We start from the raw sequence: 16,721 nt of genomic DNA on the forward strand, positions 1-16,721 counted from the left end.
GAACCCTATGAAACCCTCAATTGCTGCAAAGCTGGAGCGTCTGCTCGAACGTCATGAAGAAGTCAGCGCGCTGCTAGGCGATCCCGGCGTTATTGGCGACCAGGAGCGTTTCCGCAGCCTGTCCCGCGAGTTTTCTGAGCTTGAGCCATTGGTCAGTTGTTACCAGAACTACCGGCGCGTCCTGGATGACCTCAAAGCGGCTGAAGACCTGAGCCGCGACAAGGATCCGGAGATGCGCGCGATGGCGGAAGAGGAAATGGCGCAGGCGCAGTCACGTGAGGAGGAGCTTGGCGAAGAGTTGCAGAAGCTGCTGTTGCCGCGCGATCCCCGGGACAACAATAACGCTTTCCTTGAAATCAGGGCCGGTACAGGCGGCGACGAGGCCGCTATCTTTGCGGGTGATCTTTTCAGAATGTATGGCCGTTATGCTGAGCGGCAGGGTTGGAAAGTCGAGATTATCAGCGCCAGCGAAGGCGAGCATGGCGGTTTCAAGGAAGTGATCGCCAACGTCAGTGGTAACGGCGTCTACGGCAAGCTTAAATTTGAATCAGGAGCTCATCGGGTACAACGTGTGCCTGAAACGGAGAGCCAGGGGCGGATCCACACTTCGGCCTGCACCGTGGCTGTCTTGCCTGAGCTGGCTGAGAGCGAAGCGATCGAGATCAGCAAGAATGATCTGCGCATCGATACTTTCCGTGCCTCCGGGGCCGGCGGCCAGCACGTCAACAAAACCGATTCTGCCATACGCCTGACGCACCTGCCCACCGGCCTGGTGGTGGAATGCCAGGATGAGCGCTCACAGCATAAAAACCGTGCCAAGGCCATGGCCCTGCTGCAGTCCCGGCTCGAGAATGCAGAGTCTGAGCGACAACGGAAAGATCGCGCCGATGCCCGGAAGAGCCTGGTGGGCAGCGGTGACCGCTCCGAGCGGATCCGTACGTACAACTTCCCCCAGGGGCGTTTGACCGACCATCGAATCAACCTGACGCTATACAAGCTCGAAGAAATAGTCGCCGGTAATCTCGACGAAGTAGTCGGGCCTCTCATGCAGGAGCATCAGGCCGACCTGCTTGCGGCCATGACCGAGGAATGAGCCGACCGACCATAGCGCAGGCGTTAAGAGAGGGGGCGGCTCGTATACAGGCAGCCCACAAGGCTTATGCAGATGCCGGCAGCAGCCCAGGCCTGGATACGCAACTTTTGTTGAGCAAGGCGACCGGGCGCAGCCGCAGCGGGCTGTTTGCCTGGTCCGACCGGGTACTCGATGAGGCGGAGGAGGCTGAGTTTGAACAGCTCCTGGCGCGCCGGGTTGCAGGGGAGCCGGTAGCTCACCTCGTGGGGTCGCGCGAGTTCTGGTCGCTGCCGCTGGTCGTGTCCCCCGCCACGCTGATTCCCCGGCCAGATACAGAGTGCCTGGTTGAGCAGGCCCTGGCCTTGGGCCTCTCTTCATCGGCGCGCGTGCTCGACCTGGGAACAGGCAGTGGCGCGATAGCACTGGCGCTCGCTACAGAGCAGCGTGGCTGGGATATCACGGCCACGGACAGTTCGGAAGAGGCCCTCAGGCTCGCTCGCATCAACTGCCTCAACCTGAATCTGACGCGCGTGCGCTTATGCCAGAGCGACTGGTTTGACGGAATCGGTGATGAGCGGTTTGATCTCATCGTTTCGAATCCGCCCTATATTGCCGTTGATGACCCTCACCTGCGTCAGGGCGATCTTCGCTACGAGCCAGGCTCCGCCCTTGTAAGCGGCCATGACGGACTGGCAGATCTGCGCCGGATCATTGCAGAATCACCGCAGCACCTGGATAGCGGCGGCTGGCTGCTGCTTGAACATGGTTATGATCAGGCCGAAGCGGTGGCCAATCTTTTGCAGAAGCAGGGATACACCAGCATTGGTCTGCGTAGGGATTATGGCGGCCAGCCGCGGGTCACACAGGGCCAATGGGTCATGCAATCGCCTGTAACCCGGTCCTGCGACCAGGCCGGCAAAAGCTGAGAGCAGATGTGAATGGGAAATGTCCAACTAGACGATGAGGCGCTAGAGCGTTATAGCCGTCAGCTGCTGATGCCAGCGTTCGATGTAAAAGGCCAGCAGCGGCTTCTGCAAAGCAGCGTTTTGGTGGTCGGGGCCGGGGGGCTGGGTTGCCCGGTGGTACTTTACCTGGCAGCAGCCGGGCTAGGCCGTTTGCGTGTGTTTGATCCGGATCGCGTGGAACTGGCAAATCTGCAGCGGCAGATCGCTTTCAGCATGGCTGACCTGGGGCGCCCCAAGGCTGAGGTGCTATGCGAACGGGCCAGCGCCATCAACCCCCACGTTACACTCCAGCCGAGAATCGAAATGCTGGACCCCGACAGTCTGCGGATCGAAGTGAAGTGCGTCGACCTTGTGATCGACGCCAGCGACAATTTTGCGACGCGCTTCGCCGTAAATAATGCTTGCGTAGAGGCTGGTGTTCCGCTTTTGTCAGGGGCTGCGATCCGGGCGGAGGGGCAGGTGGTACTGTTTCACCCTGCTTCCCAGGCGGGAGGCTGCTATCAGTGCCTTTACAGCAACACGGACGAGCCTGAGCTGGGTTGCTCTGATGCGGGCGTGATGGGGCCACTCGTCGGAATGATCGGAACCGTTCAGGCCATGGAAGCGATAAAATGGCTGTCCGGGGTCGGGCGTGGGCTAGCCGGTCGTTTGCTGGTACTGGATGCCTGGCAGATGCAATGGCGTGAGTTGCGTCTGGTGGCGGACCAGGACTGCCCGGTCTGTCGCGGCGTTACGGCGTGATCCAGGCGAATCTCGAGCGAGGGCGGAACAGGCCCGGGACAGATGGAAGTCAGTGGAGGCGCCCGTGGATATAGAGTTACTCAAGACCTTTCTTGAAGTCGGCCGCATTCGCCACTTCGGTCGGGCGGCGGAAAATCTCTATCTTACGCAGTCCGCGGTCAGTGCCCGGATCCGCCAGCTGGAACAGGTGCTGGGTACTGAGCTGTTCAACAGAACACGCAATAATATCCAGTTGACCGCATCAGGGGAGCGCCTGTTACCTCATGCAGAAGCTGCACTTGCGGCATGGGAGCAGGGGCGACAGGCTGTGTCACTGTCAGCCGACAGGGAGAGCCTGCTGACGCTGGCCGCCGCGCCTTCTCTCTGGGACAGCCGCGGTCAACAGGCGCTGGGGCGGCTGCGGGCGGCCATGCCAGAGCTCGGGTTGCGCGCAGAAAGCCATCCGGACAGCACTCTGGCGCGGCGCCTGCTTGAGCTGCAGGTGGATCTTATTCTCTGCTATGACCCGCCCAAACGGTACGATGTCATTATTCACGAACTGTCGCCGTTGCGCCTGATTCTGGTAACGAATCAGGCGCAGTTGAATCTTTCGCAGGCGCTCGGGCCGGATTATCTCTACGTCGACTGGGGCGCCAGCTTCTCCGGCAAGCACGCGACCGTGTTTGCAGCCATGCCAAGCCCTCGGGTACAGATTGGCAGCGGTCGCCTGGCACTGGACCTGTTGTTGGCTGAGGGCGGGGCTGTCTATCTGCCCGAGCCTGTGGTCGAACCCTACCTGTCCGCGCGCCGGCTTTTTCGGGTCGAAAAAGCCCCGGTCTTCGAGAGAGGGGTTCACCTTGCTTACCGGCGCGGCGCGGAGAACGCGGCCATGCTGGAGCAGGTCGTTACCCTGATCGCAGCGGCTGGATGGCGCGGCGCGGAATCGCTGCAACTCCCCCTGATCGATAAATAACAACTGCCGCAACAATAAAAAAATATTGTTGTACTGATTTCTGATCTGTGTTCAATAATCGCGCCGTTGGTAGGTTACTCCCTTGGACGCTGTCCGGGATCTGTCAATCAGGGAGCCGGCATCGATCGCAGGGCTCTCCCCGTGAACTCAACCGCAGCGTGCACTAGCAGGCAGATGCACAAGCGGCACCGAAAGCATTTCGGTGGTTAGCGATAGGGCCTGCGTTTTGACGGAGTCCAACGTGATGAAAACCGACTTTCCTGAATTTGAAACTCACCGTGTTTTTTACGATAACCGTAACTATCCCCGCGGTTTCAACCGCTCCGGCGAGTTCTCGCTCCGCGAGGCAGGTCTGCTGTCCCGGTACGGCGCGCTGTTGAGCGATCTTACCCAAGGGCGGATGCAGCCTGCCAATGAAGCACAATCTCATTTTGTGGAGGTCGTAGGGGGCCAGGCTGAGCCAGAACACGACCTGGAGAAGCTCTGGCTGAAGTACCAGAGCAAGACCCTGCGTCCGACCGTGCGCTACTCCTGTGCAATTTCTGCCAGCGATGGCGATTCCTTTGTAGACGATAGCAGCGACCTCTGAACTGTCGGTCTTCACCCCGGCGGACATTCGGTCCGCTGGGGCTCGCCGTAGACTGACGGTGCTTATTTTCTTCCTTTCCCGAGCGTTACCTGTTCTATCTGGCACAGCCATGGCGGTGGACTGGGGCGCATCCTTTTGGGTACCGTCTAGTATCCCGTGTGGTTGAATCGCCCAAGTTAGCGGAATTGTTCAACCCGGCCACCAGTGTCACGCGCGGATTAGGTTCAGCGTTCGCCCGCGGTGCGCGCCACGTCTGGACGCTTTTTGCCGCTGCCAACAAACAGGGATCAGCAGGATGACAGAAAATGCTCGCTCGCCTACAGACCGAATAGGGCTTGGCTGGCGCGAATGGGTTTCTTTGCCGGAGTTGGGTATCGACCTGATCAAGGCAAAAGTGGATACGGGTGCCCGTACATCGTGCCTGCATACCTTTCGTCTGGAGAGCTTCAAGCGCAACGGACAGGCGTGGGTTCGCTTTTGGGTTCACCCGGAACAGAACAATACAGAGCGCGAACTGGCATGCGAGGCAGCAGTTGTGGATCAGCGCACCGTCTCCGACTCTGGCGGGCATAAAGAAAAACGCTACGTTATCGTGACACCCATACAGATCGGAGATGTCGTCTGGCCCATGGAGATGACGCTGACCAACCGTGACAATATGCGCTTCAGGATGCTGCTGGGCCGGACAGCAATGGCTGGCCGGGCATGGGTTGATCCCGAAGCCTCGTTTCTCGCCGGCAAGCCGGCCACAGGGAGTAATTAATGAAAATCGCCATCATGTCGCGTAATAAACGCCTGTATTCGACCCGTCGGCTGATGGAGGAGTGCCAGGCCAAGGGACACGAGGTCCAGGTGCTTGATTTCCTGCATTGCTATATGAACATCATGCCCAACAGTCCAACCATCCACTACAAGGGGCAGGAGCTGAGCGGGTTCGACGCGGTCATCCCACGCATTGGCGCCTCGGTGACGTTTTACGGTGCGGCGGTGCTTCGCCAGTTCGAGATGATGGGCGTGTTCCCCGTCAACGAATCCGTCGCTATCACCCGCTCGCGGGACAAATTGCGCTCGCTGCAGCTATTGTCCCGCAAAGATATTGGCTTGCCTGTCACCGGCTTCGCCAGTAAGCCCGATGACGTTCCGGACCTTATTCGTATGGTCGGCGGTACGCCGGTGGTGATCAAACTGCTCGAGGGCACTCAGGGTATTGGTGTAGTACTGGCGGAAACCCGAAAGGCTGCCGAAAGCGTGATCGAGGCCTTTATGGGCCTGAAAGCCGACATTCTGGTCCAGGAGTACATCAAAGAAGCGGGTGGCGCGGACATCCGCTGTCTGGTCATCGGCGACAAGGTAATCGCGGCAATGAAACGCCAGGCGATGGAGGGTGAGTTCCGTTCAAACCTCCATCGCGGTGGTTCCGCTTCGCTGATCCGCATTACCCCCACGGAGCGCAAGACGGCCGTTGCGGCGGCAAAAGCAATGGGCCTGAACGTGGCCGGCGTGGATCTGTTGCGGTCCAGTCGGGGGCCGCTGGTCATGGAGGTGAACTCGTCTCCGGGGCTGGAGGGCATTGAGTCAGCAACCGGCAAGAATGTTGCCGGGATGATCATCGACTTCACCGAGAAAACCGCCAAGCCCTGGAAAACACAAACCAAGGGTGGAAGAGGTTAATGAAGCCAGTCAAGACCACTTCGCGCGCGCCATTTATTCTGGGTGAGAACCGCATTGAGGCTGGAACCCGTGCGCGGGTAGAGGTACCCACCGCCAAACTCTATACCCATACGCCGTTGCACATACCCGTTGAGGTTTTGCACGGAAAGCGGGACGGTCCGGTACTGATGGTCTGCGGCGCTATTCACGGTGACGAGATCAATGGCGTAGAGATTGTGAGGCGACTACTGCGGACATCCGGACTTCGCTCGCTGCGCGGGACTCTTCTGGCGGTTCCAATCGTCAATGTGTTCGGCTTTCTTCATCAGTCGCGCTATTTGCCCGATCGACGCGATCTGAACCGGTGCTTTCCTGGCACGGAGAAAGGCTCCCTGGGTGCCCGGATCGCCTATCTGTTTCGCACTGCCGTGCTGGACCAGGCCACCCACATAATCGACCTCCACACCGGTGCGGTGCACCGCTTTAACCTGCCGCAGATACGGGCCGAGCTCAAGAATCCGGAAACGGCCGCGATGGCCGAGGCCTTCGGGGCGCCTATCATTCTCAATGCCAGCCTGAGGGAGGGCACGCTCCGGGACTACGCCGACGCTCAGGGGATCCCGGTCATCACCTATGAGGGGGGTGAGGCGCTGCGTTTCGATGAGGTCGCCATAAACAGTGGCGTTCGCGGGGTGCTTCGCATCATGCGGATGTTGGACATGCTGCCCCCCGACCGCAAAAAGAGGCCCGCCAAGCGCGGCAGCCGGCGCTCCGAAGTGGCCTCGTCTTCAACCTGGATGCGAGCTGATACGGACGGTATTCTCCGGCCTATTGCTCGCCTGGGGCAGCGTGTCTCCCGCAACCAGAAGCTGGCGACCATCGCCGATCCGTTTGGAGACAGCGAATCGCCGGTTATCAGCTCCCATGCGGGGATCGTGGTGGGTATGAACAACCTGCCGCTGGTCAACGAAGGGGAGGCGATCTATCACGTCGCGCGCTTCGATGAGCTTGACGATGCCGAGAAAGCGATGGACTCTTTCAGGTCCCAATATGAGCCCCTTGGCAGCGAAGATCCCCTGGCAGGGCACCCGTGGGACGGCGATTTGCTCAAGTAGCTGGAACCTGACCGCGTATGCGGCCAGGGAGCATGCCTGAAGGTTTAAAGGTGAGCTTCAGCGTATTCCGCCAGCAGGGAGCGCGGTACGCCTTTGAGGTGCAGGTGGGCGCCATGCCTGAACCCCTTGAACCGCTCTGTCATGTAGGTCAAGCCCGAGCTGAGCGCGCCCAGGTAGGGCGTATCGATCTGGGCCAGGTTACCCAGGCAGACCACTTTGCTGCCGTTGCCGGCACGGGTGATTATGGTCTTTATCTGGTGCGGGGTGAGGTTTTGCGATTCATCGATAATAATCAGGCTGTGCTGGAAACTGCGCCCGCGGATATAGTTCAGTGACTTGAACTGCATGGGTACCTTGCTGAGAATGTAGTCGACGCTGGAATGCATGTTCTCATCGTCTTCATGCAAGGCTTCGAGGTTATCCACGATAGCGCCCAGCCAGGGTTCCATTTTCTCGGCCTCGGTGCCGGGAAGAAAACCGATGTCTTCGTCCAGCCCCTGGGTACTGCGGGTTGCGATAATACGCTTAAACATTTTGCTGGCGACCGTCATTTCGATCGCGGCGGCCAGAGCCAGAATGGTTTTACCGGAGCCCGCAGAGCCTGTCAGATTGACCAGGTGCACGTCCGGGTCGAGCAGCAGGTGTAAGGCCATGGCCTGGTAGATATCGCGCGGCGTCAGGCCCCAGACCTGCTGGTTCAGTAAGTCGTTCTGATGAAGGTCCATCAGCACCAGTCGCTCTTCCTCGACCTCTACGACCCGGGCGATAAAGCCCTGTTCGTCCAGCACAAACTCGTTGATGTTCAGCTTCTCGAGCCCGTCGATGCGCGGGATTATGTGTTCGGTAATACCTTCGCGCTGAATCGTTTCGACTTTCTCGATGCTGTCCCAGAATGAGCCGGCGTATTCCACATAACCCACCGGCAGCATGTCGATGTCATCGACCAGCTGGTCGTTCTGGTAGTCCTCGGCCTCAACCCCGAAGCCCCGGGCTTTCAACCGCATATTGATATCTTTGCTGACCAGGATGATCTGGCGGTTGCGATAACGCGCCTGCAGGTCGGCCAGAGAATTAATGATGCGGTTATCGTTGAGGTCGTCGGGGAGGTGGTGGCGGTTGCCTGGGTCGGCTGTCATCAGGATGGAAAGGGTGCCGAGTGCATCGGATTTTTCGCCGCGGTGTATCGGTACGCCGCTTTCAATGGCTTTAGGTGTGGCATCGCCCAGTACCCGGTCGATGGTCCGTATCGCCTGGCGGCAATCCGCTGCAACGGCCTGCTTGCCAGTCTTCAGCTTGTCGAGTTCTTCGAGCACGGTCATCGGAATGATGACGTCATGTTCTTCAAAGTTCAGTGTGGCGCCAGGGTCATGAATGAGCACGTTGGTATCGAGGACAAACATCTTTTTCCGCGAACGTGGCTCTTTGGGCATAGTGAGTTCACCTTTGGTAGTGGGGCTCAGGGTTAGTGGGCTCAAGCGTACTGCACTCATGCATAAGCATGGACCGTAGTTTCCCTATCTGTCCAGGCAGGACCTTGCAAGATCCGGCTCGGCGATCACCCGCAGCATGTCGTAGGTGGTAATGATGCCCACGACTTCTTTTTTCTCGTTGCGTGACATCTTCATCTCTGCGGCGTTGTCACCCGCCTCCGGCGACGGGTGCGGAAGGGTTTCAGTAACGAATATGCGGTGGAGATGCTCTTCCATCATGATGGTCGCGATATCGACGACGGGCGTTTCGGGCGAAACAGCTATGGCGTTTGGCGTCATGATGTCCCGTACCTCAGCAGGGGTTCTGGACATCTCCTGGAATATTAGCCGTCGTAGCCTGCGGACCTCTGCACGCTCCTCGGGAGTAAGCGATTTCAGGTCGGGGCTCGCCTTGTTCCAGTGCAGCTCAGCCAGATCCTTGAGCGTGACAATGCCGACGATGGCACCGTGGGCGTCGGCGACCGGACTGCCGGCGATACCGTTGGCTGTCAGAAAACGCGAAAGCTGTTGTGTGGTCCATGATTGCGGCACTGCTTTGACGCTAGGCGTCATAATGTCTTTTGCGGTCAGTGCCATAGCAGAACTCTGCTTTTGAAGTGGGGAGCTTGCTCCGATGCAGTCATCCTGCGAAATTTACTGGCCAGGCGCAAGGCGCGAAGGTACCGCTCACGAAAGGCCAGTCTGGGTTGGACGAATCCAGCCCCATGCGTTGGACCCCGCTCTTGCCGGCGCCTGACCGGCAGCTTGTGCTTAATGAGCCAGGTAGTGGCGATTACTGTTCCTTTCGCACCGCAGTCAGTTCGCCCTGCTCGTTGAAGACCAGCTCATAACCGCTATAGGTTGACGAGTTCGCGACGTCCTGCAAGTTTTGCAGTGAGTTGAAAGGGATATCTACCGCAAGTGAGTTAACCAGCCAGCCAGGAAGCGAACCATTCGGCTCGCTATGCTGAATCCAGGTCATATGTGTGCGCCCGTCGTCTATCTGGAAAAACTGGTAGAGCGTGTCGGAGTGCTCGACTCTGACCTTGCCGGACTCCTCGCGTTCGTCCGGCACGGCACTGAGCTCCATGATTATGAATGGGCTGTCGGCTTCGTCATGGGACTCCCCGGTGACGCTTTCGTCGCTGGTATGGGTGCGGATATGCAGCACATAGTCGCGGTCTGCCGCGGGCCAGGGCAGGTCGTTAACGGAGTAGGCCTTACGGTCGTGAAAATCGCCACCGTCCAGTGCTTCGGAATGGCTGCACCCATGCACCCACTCTTCGCAGGACTCAGCATCGACCATGACCGCCATCACGTTACTGAGCGGCGCATTGATCACGGTCGTTGCCTTGAACGCTTCAAAGCCGGAATCCGACACGGATGCCTTATAGATACGGATGTCGTCTTCATCCCGTTCCAGATTCCAGTCCACTGAGTCCGGCGGCAGGCCGGCCCAGGACTGGGCTGTCAGCAGGGAGCTTACAATCGCGGAAAACGCAGAGCGGCGGTAGCGGGAACCGTTCATGGCGGCCATGTCTCCTGAGCGGGATGGCAAAAGCGCCAGTCTAGCACGTGCTGGATTTCATGCGCTGATAATCCCTAGCCAGTTTTATCGTCACTTCTGTTATCCCATTCCTGTCCGGTCGGCCGGTCCGGGCTCTGCCCGCTCACATGTTTAAGCCCCGCGCGGTACAACCTCCAGCCGACAAAGCCTGCCGCGACATTGCCGATAAGGGCTGCGGTGAACAGTCCGCTCAGGCCCGCAAGTTGGGAGCCGATCCAGAGCGCAGGTAAATAACATACAAATAGTCGTAATGCGGAGATCGTCAGTGCCCGCAACGGCATGCCCAGGGCATTGCAAACCGACACCATTAACATGCACACGCCCAGGCCGCCGTAGCTCAAGGGAACTTTCAACAGGTATTCGCGCACCCGGTCTGCGACAGCGGGATCGTCCGAAAGGAGATCTGCAAGCACGCCGGACAGCAGCATCCAGGCGACAGCGATTCCGGCCTGCCATAACAAGGTAAAACGGACGGCAATGCGGATCAGGAGGCGTACTTCATCCAGCTGTCCCGCGCCCAGATAGCGTCCTAACATGGGCGGCAGGGACATGGTGAGCGCCAGGACCACGACGATAGAGAAGAACTCCATGCGGGTACCGAGCCCCCAAGCCGCAACGGCGGTTGAACCAAACGCGGCCACAAGCGCTGTTGCCAGCATTGCTGAAACCGGTGGGAGTAGCTGGCTGACAGAGGCTGGACCGGAGATGCGGCCCAACTCTGCCAGACCCTCGCGGGGTTGCACGTCGCGAAAGCGCGCCGTCATCCAGCCGCGGCGAATAATTCGGGGAAAGACGATGGCAATACCTGTGCCAAAAGCCACAACCGTCGCCCAGGCGGCGCCGGGAAGGCCCCAGTCAAAGACGAAGATGAATAGCGGATCCAGCGCCAGGTTGATAAGGCTGGTAAGCGCCATCAGCATGCCCGGTAAACGGGTATTGCCGTTGGCCCGGGCGATGCTGTAACCGAAGTAGAGCACTGCTCCGAGCCACGCGCTGAACAGCCAGGGTAGCCAGAATCCGGAAATGACCGGCAACAATGCCGCCTCCGCACCCAGCAGGCTCAGCAGAGGCGTTCTCAACCACCAGAGCGACAGGCACAGTATCGTGATGGCCCCGGTGCCGGCGGCGACGACCAGGCCAGATAGTTCCCGGGCTTTATCCAGACGCTTGGCCCCAAGTGCTTTCGACACCAGAGCCGTTGTGGCGATACCCAGCCCGACCTGCAACCCGATGATCAGTTGCTGCACCGGGACCGTAAAGCCCAGCGCTGCTAACGGCGCCACCCCGAGCTGCCCGACGAAGGCGCTATCAACCAGCTGGAAGCCAAGCAGTGCCGCCACGCCGAATAGCATGGGCCAGGTCAGGCGAAAGAGTGCGCGACCCAATTCTCGGCGGTCTGTCTGGGGCGTTATCATGGACTTGACGGGTTTCTGGTCATGGGTCAGAAGGATGCAAAGAAGAAGAGCCGGCGGTTGCCGGCTCTTCGTTGCACAGGATCAGCAGGGTTCAGGCGGCCTCAGACGTGGCTTGCGCCTTCCCGAGAAGGTCACCACAGGGTGAACGTAGCGCGAGATCGGCATCGCTCTGAAACAAAGACACCAGTAGATCCTGCGTGAGCCAGCCAATAATGCGCCCGTTGGTGGCCACTACCGCCGCCTGGGTCGCGAAGACCTCATTCATGCGGTACAGCGCATCCCGCAGCAAAAGGTCCGGTTCTACCTTTACCACTTCGTCCACATCAATACTGGCGTCCGCCGGCTGACGTGTTGCGCAGCGAACCAGGCGCAAAGGCAGGTACCTCTGGCCAGAGTCGAAAGCACGCACTAAAGCTGTCTGTAAGAATGGTTTCATGGTGTTTCCTCCGTATAACCCATCCTAGAGAGAACGAGGTTGAGCAGGAAACGGTATTTCGTTATCGACGCCATAGCCTAAATGCATTGACAAAGACGCTTCGATAAGTATTTCGCATCGAGCGGGCTTTTTCAGAGCCGATCCGGTAACGTCACATTGAGTTCGAGGACCGAGCAGCTGGCATTCTTGTCCAGCTGGACCTGAACCTGGTCATCATCTATCTGGACATACTTGCGGATAACCTCCAGTAATTCCTGCTGGAGAGCCGGCAGGTAGTCGGGTTGGTCCCGCTGGCCCCGCTCGTGCGCCACGATGATCTGCAAACGCTCCTTGGCGATAGAGGCGGAATTGTTCTTCTTGCTTCGGAAGTAGTCGAAAAAACTCATGCCTTTTACCCCCGGAACATCCGTTTGAAGAAGCCCTTCTTCTCCACTTCGAGGAAGCGCAGCTCGCGCGTCTCTCCAAGCAGTCGCGCCACGGCGTCCTCATAGGCAAGCCCGGCTTCGCTTTCGTTATCGAGAATGACCGGAACGCCCTGGTTCGAGGCGCTTAGCACTGTCTGCGACTCGGGTATGACACCCAGCAACGGGATCGCGAGGATTTCCTGGACGTCTTCCACGGACAGCATTTCACCGCGACTGACCCGTTCGGGGTTGTAACGCGTCAGGAGCAGGTGCTCCTCAAGCGGTCCTTCGCCCAGTTCGGCCTTGCGCGACTTGCTCTGCATGATGCCGAGGATACGGTCAGAATCGCGTACCGACGATACCTCAGGGTTGGTCACGACAATCGCGGCGTCGGCGAAGTAGAGGGCCATCAGTGCCCCATGCTCTATGCCTGCGGGCGAATCGCAGATGATGTAGTCAAACGTTTTCTTGAGTTCGTTAAGGACACGCTCAACGCCTTCTTTGGTCAGCGCGTCCTTATCCCGGGTCTGGGACGCCGGCAGGATGAAAAGCTGGTCTGCGCGCTTGTCCTTGATCAGCGCCTGGGTCAGGGTGGCCTCGCCCTGGATGACGTTGACGAAGTCGTAGACCACCCGGCGCTCGCAATTCATGATCAGGTCGAGGTTACGCAGGCCTACGTCGAAGTCGATGACGACAGTCCTGAAACCACGTTTCGCCAGACCCGTACTGATGGACGCGCTGGAGGTCGTTTTTCCCACGCCGCCCTTGCCGGAGGTAACGCAAATAATCTTAGCCAAAATATCTTCCCCTAACTGGAATGCTAAAAATTGAGTTGGCCAGCTTGCGAGTTGCTGGAGGACACTAGTCCAGCGGCTTGACGGTCAGAACTTCATCCGTGAGCTGGACCTGGGCTGGTTGTTTCCAGCAGCTTTCCTGTAGATCTTCCGAGATTTTATAGTGTCCGGCGATGGACACAAGCTCTGCCTCCAGCGACCGGCAGAATATCCGCGCTTCGGTATTACCGTGGACGCCCGCGAGGGCGCGACCCCGCAATACGCTATAGGCGTGGATGTTTCCGGCGGCCAGTACCTCAGCGCCGGCGCTTACGGGCGCCAAAAGGATAAGGTCGCCTTCTGCAGCGTATATCTGCTGACCGGAACGCACCGGCTGGGATACGACTTTGGTCGGAACGGCCGCGGCCGGCGCCGTCTTTGTGCCCGCCGGCTCTTCCGCCGGCGGAACCGTGCGGTCGGGGGCTTCGTCCCTGGCGGCAGCTTTCTCCCGCGCCGGAGACGGCCGGCCCTGGTCAGCCGGCAGCCAGGCGAGGGCGGCATTCAGTGCCAGCCGACGGATATCGTCGTCGCCGCCCCGCACCGCAACAATATGTATGTTGTGGCGTCTGCAGATGCCGATAATCTGGAAAAAATCGACGTCGCCGGCGCCCTGTTCGAACTTGTCCAGACCCAGCACCAGCGGCATGTTCTTGAAGAATTCGGGCGCCTGACGAATCTTTTCTTCCAGCTGTTGTTCAAAGGCCGCTGAATCAAAAAAACGCAGTTCCAGCATCGTCAGCGGCACCGTGATTCCCTTGAGTTGCAGGCAGGGCTCATCGGTGGCCAAAGTATCGATCATGGAAGGCGTCCTTTTCTATGGATAAACAATTGCTGTGTGTAAACAAATCAGTAAGGCGCAGCTTATTATCAGGGCACAGCGCCGGCGCCTATGTTACCAGCAGAGACACGATTGAACAGTGTCTGCAGCGGATCATTTCTAAGGCGCCTCCCTAACCTGACATCCCGGCAGTGTTGCCGTAGAATCTCAAGCTGTATGCCTGTACAGGTCTGAGCATGACCGAACGTCCCCGGAAAATCATACACGTCGATTGCGACGCGTTTTATGCCTCGCTGGAAATACGGGAACAACCCGAATTGGCCAGGTTGCCCATTGCAGTGGGTGGCAGTGCTGACCGGCGCGGCGTCATCGCCACCTGCAACTACGAAGCCCGGCGCTACGGCATCCATTCAGCGATGGCCTCCGCCACGGCCATGCGGCTCTGTCCCGACCTTAGAATCCTGCCGCCCCGGTTCGACCTCTACCGTGCCGTTTCCCTTCAGATGCGCGAGATTTTTGCTGACTATACCGAAGTCATTGAACCGCTTTCACTCGATGAAGCCTTCCTCGATGTCAGCGAGTCCGACGCATGCCAGGGCAGTGCTACGCTCATGGCCCGGCAGATTCGCCAGCGGGTCCGGCAGGAACTCGGCATTACGGTCTCGGCCGGGGTCGCGCCCAACAAGTTCCTGGCCAAGGTGGCCAGCGACTGGAACAAGCCCGACGGGTTGATGGTCCTGACGCCTGATGAGGTGGCCGATTTCGTCAAGCGTTTGCCAGTGTCGAAGATCAACGGCGTCGGTAAGGTAACAGCCGCGAAACTGGCAAATCTGGGCGTTGAAAGCTGCGGCGATCTGCAGGGGCTGCCACAGGAGACACTGCTCAGCCGTTTCGGCAAGCAGGGGCTGCGGCTGTATCACCTGGCCCGCGGCGAGGATCAGCGTGCGGTGCAGCCCGAGCGGGTCCGCAAGTCGTTATCGGTCGAGCAGACCTATGATGTCGACCTGGCGAACCTGGCGGAGGTGGCCCGGGCTCTGCCAGGGCTGCTGGATGAGCTGCGCACGCGTTTTGGCCGCAAGGTAGATGACGACGGTGCGGTGGCGAAACGGTTTGTGAAAGTGAAGTTCAGTGATTTCACCCAGACCACGCTCGAACAGACTCTGAGTGGCACTCATCAGGGCTGGGATTCGCTGGCGGATTATCAACGCCTGATGAACGCGGCGTGGAAGAGAGGCGCCAAACCGGCCCGATTGCTGGGGGTGGGTATCCGCTTCCGGGACGACCTGGCAGATTCTGCAGCGCAGAGGCAGTTACTGCTGTTCGGTCCAGACTACTGAACGTTCAGAGACCTCGCGCTACCGCGGGATCTTCAGTGCGCCGGTCTGGCTGAGGTTCGGAAAACCGTAAAAAACCACGCGAGCGCGACAACCTGCAGTACGGTTATGGCACCGAAGGCCAGCTGGTAGCCCTGGGGGGCATAGCGCCGTGTCAGTGGGTCTTCCCATGCACCGAGCACCGCCCCGATCGCCCACTGCATGGCGAAGGCGAACACGAAGACCAGAAGGTTCTGGGCAGTGTTGGCTCTTGCCGCCAGCTGGCGCGGAAAATGCTGGGATATTATCGCGTAGCTCAGGCTGCTGGACGTGGCCAGGAAACCGAATGCGCCAAGGGTCAGCCACAGCCCCATGTCGATACCGAGGGTCAGCACCAGCATGACCAGGCTGAAGGCAGCCATTCCTGTGCCCGCCAGCGTGACCGGTCTTACGCCAAGCCGGTTGAGTTTTTCCGCGAGCATGCCCATGGTGAAAAAGCCGACACCCATGGCTATGGCTATGATCATGAGGTGTGCCGCGACCCCTGCGCGATCGAGGCCAGCTACATCGCGCAGCCAGGGGCCGGCCCACAGCCCGGCTATGGCAAGCGATGCGCCCTGACTCATGGCCGAGCCAACGCCGACCCGCCAGAAGAACCCATCACGAAAAATAACTGCGAGCCCGCCTAGCTGATCGCGTAGCGTCAGATGCAAGGGCGCCTCGTGATGGTCCGGGACAATCCGGAAGACAACAAAGGCGACAGTGGCGGAGAAACCTGCCAGCGCCAGGAAGAGTCCGCGCCAGTCCGATAAGGTTACAAGCCACCACTCAACCGGCATAGTGGCGGTTATGGCGCCCAGGGCGCCAAATGTCATGAGACCACCGTTCAGTGCGGGCAGGCGTTGAGGCGGGAACCACATAACGAACGCCTTGAAGCTCGCCATCATGCAGCACGACACACCCAGGCCGATGAATGCGCGGCCAACGATAAGTGCAGCCAGGCTGTCCGCAAAGGCGAAAAGTGCTGCACCAATTGCCGCGAAGAGAAGCAGTATGGCTTCGACCCGGCGTGGTCCGAAGCGGTCGAGCAGCAGGCCGAGCGGGAGCTGAAACAGGGCAAACGACAGGAAATACACGCTGGTAAGCAGACCCAGGTCGGCCGCGTTCAGATGAATGTCCGCGACCAGCTCGGGGGCGATCACCGCATTAACAGTCCGAAAAATATACGAAAGAAAGTACCCGCCCGCGAAGGGGAGAAAGACCGCCAACGCCACGGGTAGCGGCAGACCGGCGCGGTACGTTGAACCAGGCGATTCGGGTCGGGCTTCTTCTGACACACTGCTACTCCCATTCCATGCTCAGCGTTATCCTAGCAGTCGCGCCCGGCTGAGTGAGCGGGAAGCAGGGCTTTTCTCGCTGGCT

The 16,721-nt window shown here is 59.3% G+C and carries 18 protein-coding genes; 9 read left to right on the top strand and 9 right to left on the bottom strand.

Annotated elements, in window-relative coordinates; translation table 11 throughout:
• The first annotated feature begins 7 nt into the window (after positions 1 to 7).
• From prfA to soil367_RS04475, 8 genes are all read left to right on the top strand, one after another.
• Positions 8 to 1,093, top strand: a complete 1,086-nt coding sequence (gene prfA, locus soil367_RS04440; RefSeq protein ID WP_136547290.1) for a peptide chain release factor 1 — start codon at positions 8 to 10, stop codon at positions 1,091 to 1,093.
• On the top strand, positions 1,090 to 1,998 hold the full coding sequence (gene prmC / locus soil367_RS04445) for a peptide chain release factor N(5)-glutamine methyltransferase (RefSeq protein ID WP_136547291.1): 909 nt from the start codon (positions 1,090 to 1,092) through the stop codon (positions 1,996 to 1,998). Before prfA ends, prmC begins: the two co-directional genes overlap by 4 nt.
• 12 nt (positions 1,999 to 2,010) lie before the next feature.
• The gene (locus soil367_RS04450) at positions 2,011 to 2,778 is read left to right on the top strand and encodes a HesA/MoeB/ThiF family protein (RefSeq protein ID WP_136547294.1); all 768 of its coding nucleotides are present in this window, start codon (positions 2,011 to 2,013) and stop codon (positions 2,776 to 2,778) included.
• Positions 2,779 to 2,842: 64 nt separating this feature from the next.
• Positions 2,843 to 3,730, top strand: a complete 888-nt coding sequence (locus soil367_RS04455; RefSeq protein WP_246065523.1) for a LysR family transcriptional regulator — start codon at positions 2,843 to 2,845, stop codon at positions 3,728 to 3,730.
• A 244-nt stretch (positions 3,731 to 3,974) separates the two neighbouring features.
• Positions 3,975 to 4,319: a MaoP family protein gene (locus soil367_RS04460; protein ID WP_136547298.1), complete on the top strand. Its 345-nt coding sequence runs from the start codon at positions 3,975 to 3,977 to the stop codon at positions 4,317 to 4,319.
• Positions 4,320 to 4,614: 295 nt separating this feature from the next.
• Positions 4,615 to 5,082, top strand: coding sequence for an ATP-dependent zinc protease family protein (locus soil367_RS04465; RefSeq protein WP_136547301.1), 468 nt, complete (start codon positions 4,615 to 4,617; stop codon positions 5,080 to 5,082).
• Entirely contained in the window at positions 5,082 to 5,990 is a 909-nt protein-coding gene (gene rimK / locus soil367_RS04470) for a 30S ribosomal protein S6--L-glutamate ligase (RefSeq protein WP_136547304.1), read from the top strand. Before soil367_RS04465 ends, rimK begins: the two co-directional genes overlap by 1 nt.
• Positions 5,990 to 7,084: a succinylglutamate desuccinylase/aspartoacylase family protein gene (locus tag soil367_RS04475; protein WP_136547307.1), complete on the top strand. Its 1,095-nt coding sequence runs from the start codon at positions 5,990 to 5,992 to the stop codon at positions 7,082 to 7,084. The genes rimK and soil367_RS04475 overlap by 1 nt, the downstream gene beginning before the upstream one ends.
• Positions 7,085 to 7,128: 44 nt before the next feature.
• Here the strand turns inward: soil367_RS04475 and soil367_RS04480 are convergent, their stop codons facing one another.
• From soil367_RS04480 to minC, 8 genes are all read right to left on the bottom strand, one after another.
• Complete coding sequence (locus soil367_RS04480; RefSeq protein ID WP_246065525.1) at positions 7,129 to 8,514, bottom strand: PhoH family protein; 1,386 nt, start codon at positions 8,512 to 8,514, stop codon at positions 7,129 to 7,131.
• Between the two features lie 84 nt (positions 8,515 to 8,598).
• Positions 8,599 to 9,150 (bottom strand): CBS domain-containing protein, encoded by a 552-nt coding sequence (locus soil367_RS04485; RefSeq protein ID WP_136547309.1) that lies wholly within the window; start codon positions 9,148 to 9,150, stop codon positions 8,599 to 8,601.
• Positions 9,151 to 9,346: 196 nt separating this feature from the next.
• On the bottom strand, positions 9,347 to 10,081 hold the full coding sequence (locus soil367_RS04490; protein WP_172962262.1) for an START domain-containing protein: 735 nt from the start codon (positions 10,079 to 10,081) through the stop codon (positions 9,347 to 9,349).
• Positions 10,082 to 10,155: 74 nt separating this feature from the next.
• Positions 10,156 to 11,535, bottom strand: coding sequence for an MATE family efflux transporter (locus soil367_RS04495; protein WP_136547314.1), 1,380 nt, complete (start codon positions 11,533 to 11,535; stop codon positions 10,156 to 10,158).
• A 91-nt stretch (positions 11,536 to 11,626) separates the two neighbouring features.
• Positions 11,627 to 11,971: a CBS domain-containing protein gene (locus soil367_RS04500; protein ID WP_136547316.1), complete on the bottom strand. Its 345-nt coding sequence runs from the start codon at positions 11,969 to 11,971 to the stop codon at positions 11,627 to 11,629.
• Between the two features lie 131 nt (positions 11,972 to 12,102).
• Positions 12,103 to 12,357 carry a cell division topological specificity factor MinE gene (gene minE, locus soil367_RS04505; RefSeq protein ID WP_136547318.1) on the bottom strand — a complete coding sequence of 85 codons (255 nt, stop codon included), beginning with the start codon at positions 12,355 to 12,357 and terminating at the stop codon, positions 12,103 to 12,105.
• A 5-nt stretch (positions 12,358 to 12,362) separates the two neighbouring features.
• Positions 12,363 to 13,172 carry a septum site-determining protein MinD gene (minD, locus tag soil367_RS04510; RefSeq protein ID WP_136547320.1) on the bottom strand — a complete coding sequence of 270 codons (810 nt, stop codon included), beginning with the start codon at positions 13,170 to 13,172 and terminating at the stop codon, positions 12,363 to 12,365.
• Positions 13,173 to 13,236: 64 nt separating this feature from the next.
• Positions 13,237 to 14,007, bottom strand: a complete 771-nt coding sequence (gene minC / locus soil367_RS04515) for a septum site-determining protein MinC (RefSeq protein WP_136547323.1) — start codon at positions 14,005 to 14,007, stop codon at positions 13,237 to 13,239.
• 215 nt (positions 14,008 to 14,222) lie between these two features.
• Between minC and dinB the strand changes: the two genes are divergently transcribed.
• Positions 14,223 to 15,323 (top strand): DNA polymerase IV, encoded by a 1,101-nt coding sequence (dinB, locus tag soil367_RS04520; RefSeq protein ID WP_136547325.1) that lies wholly within the window; start codon positions 14,223 to 14,225, stop codon positions 15,321 to 15,323.
• A 32-nt stretch (positions 15,324 to 15,355) separates the two neighbouring features.
• Here dinB and soil367_RS04525 read toward each other — a convergent pair whose 3' ends face one another.
• Entirely contained in the window at positions 15,356 to 16,636 is a 1,281-nt protein-coding gene (locus soil367_RS04525) for an MFS transporter (RefSeq protein WP_136547328.1), read from the bottom strand.
• Positions 16,637 to 16,721: the final 85 nt, after the last annotated feature.

It is taken from the genome of Hydrocarboniclastica marina (assembly GCF_004851605.1).
Lineage (GTDB): Bacteria > Pseudomonadota > Gammaproteobacteria > Pseudomonadales > Oleiphilaceae > Hydrocarboniclastica > Hydrocarboniclastica marina.

Bases quoted from the DNA above. Each gene is read 5' to 3' on its own strand.
- soil367_RS04500 (WP_136547316.1), bottom strand. From the start codon at position 11,971: ATGAAACCATTCTTACAGACAGCTTTAGTGCGTGCTTTCGACTCTGGC.
- prfA (WP_136547290.1), top strand. From the start codon at position 8: ATGAAACCCTCAATTGCTGCAAAGCTGGAGCGTCTGCTCGAACGTCAT.
- dinB (WP_136547325.1), top strand. From the start codon at position 14,223: ATGACCGAACGTCCCCGGAAAATCATACACGTCGATTGCGACGCGTTT.
- rimK (WP_136547304.1), top strand. From the start codon at position 5,082: ATGAAAATCGCCATCATGTCGCGTAATAAACGCCTGTATTCGACCCGT.
- soil367_RS04475 (WP_136547307.1), top strand. From the start codon at position 5,990: ATGAAGCCAGTCAAGACCACTTCGCGCGCGCCATTTATTCTGGGTGAG.
- prmC (WP_136547291.1), top strand. From the start codon at position 1,090: ATGAGCCGACCGACCATAGCGCAGGCGTTAAGAGAGGGGGCGGCTCGT.
- soil367_RS04450 (WP_136547294.1), top strand. From the start codon at position 2,011: ATGGGAAATGTCCAACTAGACGATGAGGCGCTAGAGCGTTATAGCCGT.
- soil367_RS04465 (WP_136547301.1), top strand. From the start codon at position 4,615: ATGACAGAAAATGCTCGCTCGCCTACAGACCGAATAGGGCTTGGCTGG.
- minC (WP_136547323.1), bottom strand. From the start codon at position 14,007: ATGATCGATACTTTGGCCACCGATGAGCCCTGCCTGCAACTCAAGGGA.
- soil367_RS04485 (WP_136547309.1), bottom strand. From the start codon at position 9,150: ATGGCACTGACCGCAAAAGACATTATGACGCCTAGCGTCAAAGCAGTG.
- minE (WP_136547318.1), bottom strand. From the start codon at position 12,357: ATGAGTTTTTTCGACTACTTCCGAAGCAAGAAGAACAATTCCGCCTCT.
- soil367_RS04480 (WP_246065525.1), bottom strand. From the start codon at position 8,514: ATGCCCAAAGAGCCACGTTCGCGGAAAAAGATGTTTGTCCTCGATACC.
- soil367_RS04490 (WP_172962262.1), bottom strand. From the start codon at position 10,081: ATGAACGGTTCCCGCTACCGCCGCTCTGCGTTTTCCGCGATTGTAAGC.
- soil367_RS04460 (WP_136547298.1), top strand. From the start codon at position 3,975: ATGAAAACCGACTTTCCTGAATTTGAAACTCACCGTGTTTTTTACGAT.
- soil367_RS04495 (WP_136547314.1), bottom strand. From the start codon at position 11,535: ATGATAACGCCCCAGACAGACCGCCGAGAATTGGGTCGCGCACTCTTT.